This is a genomic window from Nitrospirota bacterium, from assembly GCA_016194305.1.
Classification (GTDB): Bacteria; Nitrospirota; Nitrospiria; order JACQBW01; family JACQBW01; genus JACQBW01.
The window spans coordinates 64,050-74,615 of record JACQBW010000005.1 but is presented as its reverse complement, the minus strand read 5'-3'; the positions used below and the strand labels follow the sequence as shown (position 1 = coordinate 74,615).

Annotated in this window: 14 protein-coding genes and 2 tRNA genes; 8 read left to right on the top strand and 8 right to left on the bottom strand. The window is 45.4% G+C overall.

The genetic code is table 11. The annotated features are described in order from the left end of the window. Nucleotides 1-264 precede the first annotated feature (264 nt). The 3 genes from HY200_01830 to HY200_01820 form a co-directional block, all read right to left on the bottom strand. The gene (locus HY200_01830) at nt 265-585 is read right to left on the bottom strand and encodes a hypothetical protein (GenBank protein MBI3593675.1); all 321 of its coding nucleotides are present in this window, start codon (nt 583-585) and stop codon (nt 265-267) included. A gap of 104 nt (nt 586-689) precedes the next feature. Then, nucleotides 690-2,309 carry a chaperonin GroEL gene (groL, locus tag HY200_01825; protein ID MBI3593674.1) on the bottom strand — a complete coding sequence of 540 codons (1,620 nt, stop codon included), beginning with the start codon at nt 2,307-2,309 and terminating at the stop codon, nt 690-692. Nucleotides 2,310-2,363: 54 nt separating this feature from the next. After that, nucleotides 2,364-2,654 carry a co-chaperone GroES gene (locus tag HY200_01820; protein ID MBI3593673.1) on the bottom strand — a complete coding sequence of 97 codons (291 nt, stop codon included), beginning with the start codon at nt 2,652-2,654 and terminating at the stop codon, nt 2,364-2,366. A gap of 277 nt (nt 2,655-2,931) precedes the next feature. Here HY200_01820 and rpoZ point away from each other — a divergent pair, with 277 nt between their 5' ends. The 5 genes from rpoZ (at nt 2,932) to HY200_01795 (ending at nt 5,905) form a co-directional block, all read left to right on the top strand. Continuing rightward, on the top strand, nt 2,932-3,291 hold the full coding sequence (rpoZ, locus tag HY200_01815) for a DNA-directed RNA polymerase subunit omega (protein MBI3593672.1): 360 nt from the start codon (nt 2,932-2,934) through the stop codon (nt 3,289-3,291). Between the two features lie 356 nt (nt 3,292-3,647). Further along, nucleotides 3,648-4,379 (top strand): hypothetical protein, encoded by a 732-nt coding sequence (locus tag HY200_01810; GenBank protein MBI3593671.1) that lies wholly within the window; start codon nt 3,648-3,650, stop codon nt 4,377-4,379. Nucleotides 4,380-4,752: 373 nt separating this feature from the next. Further along, nucleotides 4,753-5,070: a hypothetical protein gene (locus HY200_01805; protein ID MBI3593670.1), complete on the top strand. Its 318-nt coding sequence runs from the start codon at nt 4,753-4,755 to the stop codon at nt 5,068-5,070. Next, complete coding sequence (locus tag HY200_01800; GenBank protein MBI3593669.1) at nt 5,070-5,429, top strand: hypothetical protein; 360 nt, start codon at nt 5,070-5,072, stop codon at nt 5,427-5,429. Before HY200_01805 ends, HY200_01800 begins: the two co-directional genes overlap by 1 nt. Before the next feature lie 77 nt (nt 5,430-5,506). Next, nucleotides 5,507-5,905, top strand: a complete 399-nt coding sequence (locus HY200_01795) for a DUF1801 domain-containing protein (GenBank protein MBI3593668.1) — start codon at nt 5,507-5,509, stop codon at nt 5,903-5,905. 29 nt (nt 5,906-5,934) lie between these two features. On the opposite strand, the gene HY200_01790 is transcribed toward HY200_01795, so the two are convergent. The 5 genes from HY200_01790 to rph all read right to left on the bottom strand — a co-directional run bounded on the left by HY200_01790 (nt 5,935) and on the right by rph (nt 8,226). Beyond that, nucleotides 5,935-6,011, bottom strand: a tRNA-Arg gene (locus HY200_01790). An 11-nt stretch (nt 6,012-6,022) separates the two neighbouring features. Beyond that, a complete protein-coding gene (locus HY200_01785; protein MBI3593667.1) occupies nt 6,023-6,436 on the bottom strand; it encodes a hypothetical protein in 414 nt (137 codons plus the stop codon). Between the two features lie 21 nt (nt 6,437-6,457). Beyond that, nucleotides 6,458-6,534: transfer RNA gene (locus HY200_01780), tRNA-Pro, on the bottom strand. 319 nt (nt 6,535-6,853) lie between these two features. Next, on the bottom strand, nt 6,854-7,459 hold the full coding sequence (gene rdgB, locus HY200_01775) for an RdgB/HAM1 family non-canonical purine NTP pyrophosphatase (GenBank protein ID MBI3593666.1): 606 nt from the start codon (nt 7,457-7,459) through the stop codon (nt 6,854-6,856). A gap of 38 nt (nt 7,460-7,497) precedes the next feature. Next, on the bottom strand, nt 7,498-8,226 hold the full coding sequence (gene rph, locus HY200_01770) for a ribonuclease PH (protein MBI3593665.1): 729 nt from the start codon (nt 8,224-8,226) through the stop codon (nt 7,498-7,500). Between the two features lie 144 nt (nt 8,227-8,370). On the opposite strand from rph, the gene HY200_01765 reads away from it, so the two are divergent. Genes HY200_01765 through hemW form a run of 3 tightly spaced genes read left to right on the top strand, consistent with a single transcriptional unit; the run spans nt 8,371 to nt 10,563 of the window. Continuing rightward, on the top strand, nt 8,371-8,727 hold the full coding sequence (locus tag HY200_01765) for a hypothetical protein (GenBank protein ID MBI3593664.1): 357 nt from the start codon (nt 8,371-8,373) through the stop codon (nt 8,725-8,727). Beyond that, nucleotides 8,724-9,422, top strand: coding sequence for a TIGR04282 family arsenosugar biosynthesis glycosyltransferase (locus tag HY200_01760; GenBank protein ID MBI3593663.1), 699 nt, complete (start codon nt 8,724-8,726; stop codon nt 9,420-9,422). Before HY200_01765 ends, HY200_01760 begins: the two co-directional genes overlap by 4 nt. Beyond that, nucleotides 9,415-10,563, top strand: coding sequence for a radical SAM family heme chaperone HemW (hemW, locus tag HY200_01755; protein ID MBI3593662.1), 1,149 nt, complete (start codon nt 9,415-9,417; stop codon nt 10,561-10,563). Before HY200_01760 ends, hemW begins: the two co-directional genes overlap by 8 nt. The last annotated feature ends 3 nt before the right edge of the window (nt 10,564-10,566 follow it).

Here is a 10,566-nt window from a genome sequence, read left to right as displayed (position 1 = left end):
GAAGTAATTCATTCGAAATGTGGAATGCTTTAAAATTCCGATTTGTCAGGCTGGCTTGAACGGCGGTATTACCGGATTCACGAGTGGCCCATGAATGATAGTCGGAAAGCCCTTTTCAATGAAATCATTGAGTTCTGTTTTAGCCGTTTCGACGCCTTCCATGATCCCATTCCAACTTCCTGCTGATTTTCTTTTTGAATTAAATCAATCCGGGACGCCGGGATTCCCAATTGGGTCTCCATCGACTTTTGATAAATCTCTTCCTTATCCACGATCGTTCCTGATTTTTTCATATTCTTTTTTTCTTTTAGATTTTGAGGCAAGGCTCTTTTTTGAAATACTTTTCACCTTTTTAAAACAGGGTTTGCATTTTTGATCATCATAAATTCTTTCAAATGCAGGCACATAAAAGTCGTCTTTATCAATAAATTGTCGAATATGAGGAGGACCGCAGACCGAGGTCAGTTTAGGAACACCTTCGACAATTTCAAAGGCATGATGGGTCGATGTAGGCCGGCTTCTGGGTGCCATCCATTCGACATCAAGCTTGTTCAAAGACGATTTTCGAAAGATTGTATTTTTCATAAGAGAGTCTCCTTATTCACAGGTTCGAGATAGAAAAGGAAAATGACGACCCCTTCCCTAAATTGAAGGGGTCGTGACAGATCTCTTTAGAATCTCTTTTTGTTTTAGTGCATATCGCCCATGCCGCCGGATCCCATGGAAGCGCTTTTCTCTTCCGAAATATCGGCAATCATGACTTCCGTTGTCAGCATCAGTCCCGCCACGCTTGCCGCATTTTGAAGCGCACTTCGAGTGACTTTGGTGGGGTCAATAATGCCTGAATCGACCATGTCCACATAGAGTCCGGAAGCCGCATCAAAGCCTCTGTTCCCTTTTTCATTTTTGACCTTTTCAACGACAATTGAGCCTTCAAAGCCGGCATTTTCGGTAATCTGTCGAAGAGGTTCTTCCAGTGCCCGCCGGACGATGTTCACCCCCATCTGTTGGTCACCTTTCAATTCAAGTTTTTCAAGCGAGCTGATACACCGTAATAACGCAACCCCTCCGCCCGGGACAATTCCTTCTTCTACAGCGGCTTTTGTGGCATGGAGCGCGTCTTCAACCCGTGCTTTTTTCTCTTTCATCTCGGTTTCAGTAGCAGCTCCGACATTGATCACGGCCACACCGCCGACAAGTTTCGCCAATCGCTCCTGCAGTTTTTCCCGATCGTAATCGGAAGTCGTTTCCTCAATCTGGGCTTTGATCTGTTTTATTTTTCCCTTGAGCTTGCCCGGATCGCCCGCTCCTTCAATAATGGTGCAATTATCTTTGTCGATGGTAATCCGTTTTGCCTTGCCCAGATCAGCAATCTTTATGTTTTCCAATTTGAGACCGAGGTCTTCAGAAATAACCTGTCCGCCTGTTAGAACGGCGATATCTTCCAGCATCGCCTTTCTCCGGTCTCCGAATCCGGGGGCTTTAACCGCTGAGCAGTTTAAGGAGCCTCGGAGTTTGTTGACCACCAGCGTAGCCAGGGCTTCTCCTTCCACATCTTCCGCGATAATCAAGAGAGGTTTACCCAATTTGGCAATCTGTTCGAGGATAGGGAGAAGATCTTTCATGGTGGTAATTTTTTTCTCGCACATCATAATATACGGATTCTCGAGGGTTACTTCCATTCGATTCGGATCCGTTACGAAATAAGGAGAGATATATCCCCGATCAAATTGCATTCCCTCTACCACATCGAGCGAAGTGGACATGTTCTTGGCTTCTTCAACCGTGATCACGCCATCTTTTCCCACTTTTTCCATCGCTTCTGATATCAGGTCGCCGATCGTTTTATCGTTGTTGGCTGAAACGGTTCCGATCTGTGAAATCTCTTTTTTGGATTGGCATGGTTTGCTGATTCTGTTTAATTCTTCAATGACGACTTCCACGGCCCGGTCGATACCTCTCTTGATGTCCATTGCATTGGCTCCGGATGTGACATGCTTTACCCCTTCCTGAAAAATAGCCTGGGCAAGAACTGTTGCGGTGGTTGTTCCATCTCCAGCGGAATCGCTGGTTTTGCTTGCCACTTCCTTGACGAGCTGAGCCCCCATATTTTCGTAGGGATTTTTTAACTCAATTTCCTTTGCGACCGTTACGCCGTCCTTGGTAATGAGCGGAGCGCCATATTTTTTCTCGATCACCGCATTCCTGCCGCGCGGCCCCAGGGTGGCTTTGACCGCATCCGTAAGTTGATTGACCCCTTTTAATATTAATGCCCGTGCATTGTCACTGTATAACATCTGTTTTGCCATGGTTCTTAATCTCCTTTAAAAAATCAAAATCTGAATTGCCATCGAGGATGAAATTTAGCCTTCAAAAATGCCTAAGATGTCCTCTTCCTTTATGATCAAGTACTCTTTATCTTCAAAATGAATTTTGGAACCGGAGTATTTATCAAACAAGACCTGGTCTCCCGCCTTAACCGATTTAACCTCGAGTCCGATTGACTCCACTTTTCCTCGCTGTGGTTTTTCCTTGGCCGAATCAGGGATATAGATTCCACCGGCACTCTTTTCCGATTCCTCGGAATAGCTCACAAATACACGATCCTTTAATGGTTTGAATACAAGAGCCCCTTTTTGAGTCAGAGCAGCCATGGTGTAATACCTCCTTTTAATTTGGAACTTGAAATGAGAGTGGCGAGTCTGGAGAGGAAGAATTAGCACTCTCGCTCGTCGAGTGCTAATCATCCGCTTAATTGACCAGAAGTGCAAGCTAAATAAAAAACAGCATGTTTTAGAAGGGTTTTAGATCAATCCAATTTGAACCATGAATATTCCCGTATGGAATGAGGAATACGTGATATACTTCGTCTTGAACCCATTTGAGAAATTACATTTTCAGGCAGTTAAAAAGAGAGGTAGGTTTTTTAAAATGATTGATATTATTACCATGCCGATCATCATTGAAAATAAGAAGATTGATAGCCGGCATCGCTTGAGTATCCTCGGATCCCAGCGGGCGAAACAGATCATTCAGGCTACGACCTCGTCCAGCGATACCCGATATGAAAAGGCGACGACCGTTGCGTTGGAAGAAATTCTCGAAAATAAAGTACACTTTGTTTCCGGAAAAGAGGCTATTACGGCTCAAAAGGATGCGAAGCGAGTCAGGGACGAGGAGCTCCGGACATGGGCGAGAATGGCTAAGGAGGGAGAGTTGGTTACCGAAATTAAGAAAGAAGTGGCTGTTTATAAGGGTGAATCCGTCATTGGCGCGGGAATAGATTCCTGACCAGGTTTAGCGCCAGCTGTGAAAAATTATTTTATTCCGTCAGTCAAAATTAAATCCTCTTGGAATGAACGGAGTCCAACGACAGGTCGGAAATATTCGCCAGGGTGGCTAAAAAAGACTATCTATTTCAATAGATAGTCTTTTTTAATTTAGACCGTTCTCTTCTCTTGTTTATTTGCTCGTCCGCGAAAAGAAGAGATTGATTCCTTCAGGAAAATGGGGGATACCTTCGTAATCTAATTGACCTTGTGGTCTGAATAAGTTAAATAGATAGGGCATTCTTTCTCGTAAGCATCATAGTGAGATATACAGGGGCCATTGATATATTATAAATATGATCGTAAAAGGAATCCCAAATGACGACATGGAAACTGATTTCCCTTTTCATTGCTATCACCATTTCATTCATTTGTATCACATTGAAAGCCGCATCCGCATACGAAGTCATACCTGTTGAAACAGGGGGGAGCATTTCCGGAAACATAAAATTCAACGATCCCATTCCAGCTTCAGAGGTTCTGAATGTGAACAAGAACCGGGAATACTGTGGAAATACCGTATTAGATAATTCGCTGATCGTCAATCCTGAGAATAGAGGTATTCAAAATGTGATCGTCAGTCTGGTGGGAATTGATCAGGGGAAGAAACATCTGCCTGAGACCATTGTTCTTGATAACAACAAATGTCATTTTATGCCTCGCATTCTCGGCGGTGTAGTTGGAGATTCAATAGAAATTAGGAATTCAGACCCGATCCTTCATAACACGCATCTGCTCTATTCCGAAGTGTCAACATTTCTGAACGCCATTTTGGTGCCCAAAGGAAATAACATAAAACAGTTTTTAAAAACGACTGGAATTGTCAAAATTAAATGTGACGCACATCGTTTTATGAGAGGAAAGCTTCTTGTATTTGATCACCCTTATTTTTCCATAACGGATAGCATGGGCGATTTTAAAATAACCGATGTGCCGTCCGGTCAATATAAAGTCAGAATTTGGCACGAAACACTTCCCGAAGAAGAAAAGATGATCACGATTAGTCCGCAGCAGGATTCGATTCTTACCTTGGAACTAAAGTTGAATTAAGATTTCAGACGGCCTGCCTAGTGTGCCTAAGGAACGCATCCTTTGAATCAACCCTTTTCGGTCAGGTGTTTCCGAATTATCGTCATCACTCCGGATTCGTAGCCACGCTTTAGCTCAAACTCTGGAACTATCCTGGGGTAAAGACGGAAATCGATAAAAATATTACATTTGTTTTAAGATGTTTTCTCACAAATGTATCCAATTTATTTGATTTTTATATTGTTAAAGTGTATTTTCATCCGAATTAGTCACTTTAGAGTTGTTCCACGAAAATATTAGAAATAAACATCATTGCGAAAGTGAGTAGAAAATGGGCCAAAGGCAGCCGGAAACATTTTTAAGGTTTAAAACCTTGGAATGCTATGCAAAGAAAATGATGATCGCAGGAATTTTAATCCTGTTTACGGGGTGTGCTTCCGGATTTACAACGCTAGCGCCCATTCCATCAGAAGCGTCGCAGAAGTTAGGACCTGCTTCCGGAAAAGCTTGCGGGACGATATTGATTGGCCCCACGCTTTATAATTTCATCCCTATTATGCTTGACTCTCGTATGGAACGTGCCTACCAGGCAGCTCTCAATGAAGTCCCTGGTTCAACAGCTTTAGTGAACGTGACGATGCATGAGGATTGGTTCTGGTGGGTAATCGGAACGACACGTTGCGTAACCATTACCGGGGAGGCGATCAGATAATGAAAAACAGGATAAAGAAATTGGGAATTATCATTGCATTTAGTTTTTCCATTTTGAGTTGTGCGGGTCAGCCGGTTCGGTTTGGTGAATTGTCAGAACCGAAATACGATGTGACTAAACCCAAGATAGTATCTTCGAGCGCATGTGGTTTTCAACTCCTGCTCCTTATTCCGATTAATGTCAATAGTCGTGCACGTCTTGCTTACGATTCTCTGGTCGAGCAAGCGGGACCGGACTATGTGGTGAAGAATATCAAGGTTCAGGAAAAATGGTATTACGCACTTATTGGAACAGTTTATTGCACTGAATTTGAAGGGACGGCCTATCCAAGGGTTCTTACTACTGGTACAGGAACCTGACCGCATTTCCGGGGACACCATATGCGATTCCTGCTCGCTCCATCTATAATCGGCTTGATGAAGAAAGAGAAATGGGCATGAAGAAGAGCGGGTTGCATAAAGACATGTCTCCTTCTCAGCTCATTGACGCGAGAATCAATGAGCTGGTAGACTGGCGGGGCAAGACACTCAGCCGCCTCCGTACCTTGGTCAAGGAAGCCGATCCCGAAGTTGTCGAGGAGTGGAAGTGGAGAGGGGTTCCGGTGTGGTCGCACGCCGGAATCATCTGCACCGGTGAGACTTACAAGAAAGTTGTGAAGATGACGTTCGCCAAGGGCGCTTCTTTAGAGGATCCTTCAGGCCTCTTCAACTCCAGCCTCGAAGGTAACACCAGACGTGCCATCGATTTCCATGAAGGCGAAAGGATTGATGAAAAGGGGTTGAAAGCGCTCATTCGCGCCGCTGTGACCCTGAACAAATCCAAATTCCAAAGCTAATCCACCCTATAAGGAACCTGGGACGTGAATGGTGCGCCTGGACCGAATCGAACGGTCGACCCACAGCTTAGAAGGCTGTTGCTCTATCCGACTGAGCTACAGGCGCATGATTAAGAACTAATTGATTTCAACCGGATTAATCTTGCTTGCTTCGATAAAATGTTGCTGTTCCGTTCCGCCCCAGTGTCCTGATTTATGGTAGGTTCCGAAGACAATGACAGAACTCCCCTTCTTAATCGGGGGAGCGAAGTAGATGAAGACCTTGAGGGTTTCAGAAGTCTCCTCAAGATTTGTCTTGGTCCCTTCGATGACGATCGTTAAGAATTCGCTCCCCCGTCTTCCTCTATCCGAAGTAATTGACCGAACCTGGCCTGAAACCTTTACCCGCTTTCCGTCGTAATCATCCGGAGACAGGCGGATTTTATTTACGGGAACTGGATTGACCGTATCACTGGCAACCAGTTTGGGCGATAAAACCAATTCGGCTCCGAGAGCAAGGAGCAAAAAAGCCGAAATGACGAATGATTTCATCGTCGGATTATATCATAAAAATGGTCGGGGCGAGAGGACTTGAACCTCCGACCCCCTGCGCCCAAGGCAGGTGCGCTACCAGGCTGCGCTACGCCCCGATATTAGTTAGGGGCCCGTGCGGTTTCACTCTGTGAAATCCTCCGATGCCCCTAAAACCCGCGCTCAGCACCGGCAGAGCCGGATACTTCGCTTAATCTTATCCAGGGGCCCGTGCGGTTTCACCCTGTAAAATCCTCCGATGCCCCTAAAACCCGCGCTCAGCACCGGCAGAGCCGGATACTTCGCTTAATCTTATCCAGGGGCCCGTGCGGTTTCACCCTGTAAAATCCTCCGATGCCCCCGATTCCGGCCGCCTCACTTTCTCGGCGGCGCTCATTGCGCGGTGCTCCTTACGCGTCTCACCATTCGCCCCCGTATTCATTTTTTATCTTCCCGGAGAATATTTTCCAGGAGGGCTTTCATTTTTTCAGCTGCTTTGGCCCGGTGACTGACTCTGTTCTTTTCTTCAGCGGACATTTGAGAATAGGAACGTCCGTCACCTTTGAGATGAAAGATGGGGTCGTATCCAAATCCCTCTTGTCCCTGTTCCATCATTCCAATAGTTCCTTCTGTCTTGCCTTCAGCCAGAATGGGTTCTTTCCCGGGAATAACCAGCGCAAGAATCGTACGGAAACAAGCCGCTCTCTTTTCGGCCGGCATACCTTTCATCAACGTTAATACTTTTGCGCGGTTATCCGCATAGGTGGCATTTTCCCCCGCGAATCGGGCGGAATAGACACCCGGTGCGCCGTCCAAGGCGTCAATTTCCAGGGCCGAATCATCCGCAAGCGCCGCTTTTCCGGTCTCTCTGGAAATTTCGACTCCTTTCTTTATCGCATTTTCTTTGCAGTCTTTTCCATCCTCTTCGACCTCACCGACATCTGGAAACTGGTCCAAGGTCAGAAGTTTTATCGGAAGGTGGGTAAATAAAGCCGATATCTCCTTAATCTTGCCCTTATTTCGGGTCGCCAAAACAATTTCCATTTCTCAGTTCAGCGATATTTCAATTGTTAAGAGTTTTATTATCCATTTGGAAGATGGCCGATGAGCTGTTTTTGAATCTCGATCAGCTCAAGAATTCCTTTTTTGGCGTATATGAGAAACTGGTCGAGGTCTTCTCTTGAAAACGATCCTTTTTCGGCAGTGCCCTGAATTTCGACAAACTGTTCTTTCCCGGTCATGACGACATTCATATCGGTTTGGGCAGTCGAATCTTCAGAATAATCCAGATCAAGGTAGACCTCGCCGTTGATTCTCCCCACGCTGATTGCCGCAAGATAATCCTTTAATGGGATCTTTTTAATTAAACCTCTTTTCTGGATCAGTGAGAAAGCATCCGCCAGCGCGATGAAGGACCCAGTAATGGAAGCAGTCCGGGTTCCGCCGTCAGCCTGAATGACGTCACAGTCGATCCAGAGGGTACGTTCCCCCAGCGAATCCAGATCGACGACTGCCCGAAGTGCCCGTCCAATTAATCTCTGGATTTCATGTGTTCTTCCTCCCAGTTTCCCTTTGGAGGATTCCCGGGGAATTCTCTCCTGGGACGAACGTGGAATCATGGCATATTCAGAAGTGATCCACCCTTTACCACTCCCTTTCAAAAAAGGAGGAACTTTTTCTTCAATGGAAGCGGTGCAAATTACTTTCGTATCGCCCATCTCAATCAAAACAGATCCCTCGGCATGTTTGATGAAATTTCGAGTGATCTTGACCGGACGAAGGTCGGAAGGTTTTCTTGAATTCGATCTCATAGGCCTGTCCTTGTGGGGGCTGTCAATACCGCGAAAAAGGGTTATTATATCTGATGTGGCAGTAAAGTTCAACGGCATTGAACCAAATGGACTATTTGTTTATAATAAAGTTTTTATGCCGAATTGAATGTGAAGGGAGAGATCATGGCGGAATGGGAAAAGATTCTTGAGAGAAAATTAAGTAAGAAATTCCTCTCCCCCAATGCGGTTCGGGACGGTTTTATTGAGAGTTACTGTGTTCTCTTGAAGGCATTTCAACAAAAAAATGGAAATTTTGGGTCCGACGCTGATATTAATGACAAAACCTTTGCGTTAGTTCGGGACCTATACCGGGAAAAGGAGATTCATTACGAGATCCCGCCGAAATCGGTGATTTTGAAAGTCAATGACCTGATTAAAGAAAAATTAAATGCGAACCAGATTCAAAAAGCGGTGCCAGAGGCGTATTTAAGTCATGAAAAAATCTGTCAGGAACTCCTGGATCGTATGGACTCCGAGTGAGCAATCGGTCTGCTCTTATCGTCTTTGCGAAGAAACCGCTCTTGGGTCAGGTCAAGAGCCGGTTTCAGCCGGTCGTCTCCCCTGAAATGTCCCTTGAAATTTATCGAAACTTTGTAGAAGTCACACTGGACAGCGTGAAACAGCTTTCCGATACCGAAATCTGGCTCGGCTGTTTCCCCGATTCGGCCCACCCCTGGTTTGAGGAGCTTTCCAAAAGATTTGAACTGCAACTTTTTGATCAGAAGGGAGAAAACCTGGGAATACGGATGGAAAAGGCGTTTGAACTCTTGTCCCAAAATAAATTTCATAAGAAAGTGATTATTGGCACCGATTCCCCCCATCTCCCTCTCCATTTCATTCAATCCGCGATTCAATATCTGGATCATTCGCCCGTAGTCCTGGGTCCAAGCCGGGACGGGGGTTATTATCTTTTGGGAATTTCGGGAGAGCCCCCTTCCCTTTTTGACGGAATCTCCTGGAGTACGGAGTCCGTTTTGTCCAGCACATTAATGAAACTTCTGAAACAAAAAATTCCATTTCGATTTCTCCCGGAATGGTATGATATTGATCGATTTGAAGATTTGGTTTCACTTCATGCCTATTGGAAGAGTCTCAAAAGGGCGGGTGGAAATATTCCCGAAATATTCTTTCGCGAACTAGATCGTTTGGAGTCGATTCAAAACTACCATGCCTAAGACTGAAAAATCCTTCGGGATATATCTCAACTTTCCTTTTTGTCCGGGAAAATGTCATTTTTGTTCGTTCGGGTCCCGTATGTATCATCAGCCCGTGGTGATCCGGTACCTTGAAGCGATTTTGAGTGAATTAAGCCACTATCGTCATGCGGTTTCTATTCGAAACAGAGTTGTCAGCACGATCTATATTGGCGGCGGAACCCCAACCCTCATCTCCGAAGATCTTCCCCGATTGATCAATGAAATCAGGAATCAATTTGATCTGGAACCCGCGGCTGAAATATCCCTTGAAGCGCATCCCTCGGGGATACAAACAGATCGTCTCATCCCGTTGATTCAGGCAGGTTTTAACCGGATCAGCCTCGGGGTTCAATCGTTTCACGGACCGGATCTGGAATGGATGAACCGGGGGCATACTGTCCAGGAAATTTATAGCGCCTTTCGTCAGGCTCGCGAGGCCGGATTTGAAAATATCAATATTGACCTCATTTATGGACTCCCTGGGCAAACCATAGAACAGTGGGAAAGGAACCTCTATTCAGCGATCAATCTTTCTCCGGAGCATCTTTCTATTTATGGATTGACGGTAGAAGAGAAAACTTATCTTGATTATCTTAAAAAGCAGGGAAAATTCGAAGAGAGCGAAGATGACCTTCAGGCTGATATGTATCTCCTGGCGCTTCGAATGCTCGATCAGGAAGGATATCACCAATATGAAGTCTCCAATTTCGCCAGACCGGGTTTTGAATCCCGACACAATCTGCACTACTGGTCCGAGGGTGATTTCCTGGGAATAGGCTCCCATGCCGCTTCTTATATTGCTGGGGTACACTCTTTGAACGAGACGACGGTGGAAGGATATGTCCGAAAGGTGAATGAAAAAGGGACCGCAATCGAGGAGTTGGAAGTGCTCGACCCGGAGGGACAATTTAAGCAAGCTCTTGTATTTGGATTGAGAAAAAAAAGCGGGATCAAGTTGTCGGACTTAAAGCCGGAATATGAACCCTACTTTCGAGCCGTGCTTCCAAGATTATTTGATCTTGTGGAAACGGGATTTCTGAAACAAAGCCGGGACGTGCACTTTTCATTAACCGAAAAAGGTTTGCTGTTCTCTGACCATGTTTCGATGATTTTGATTTAGAGA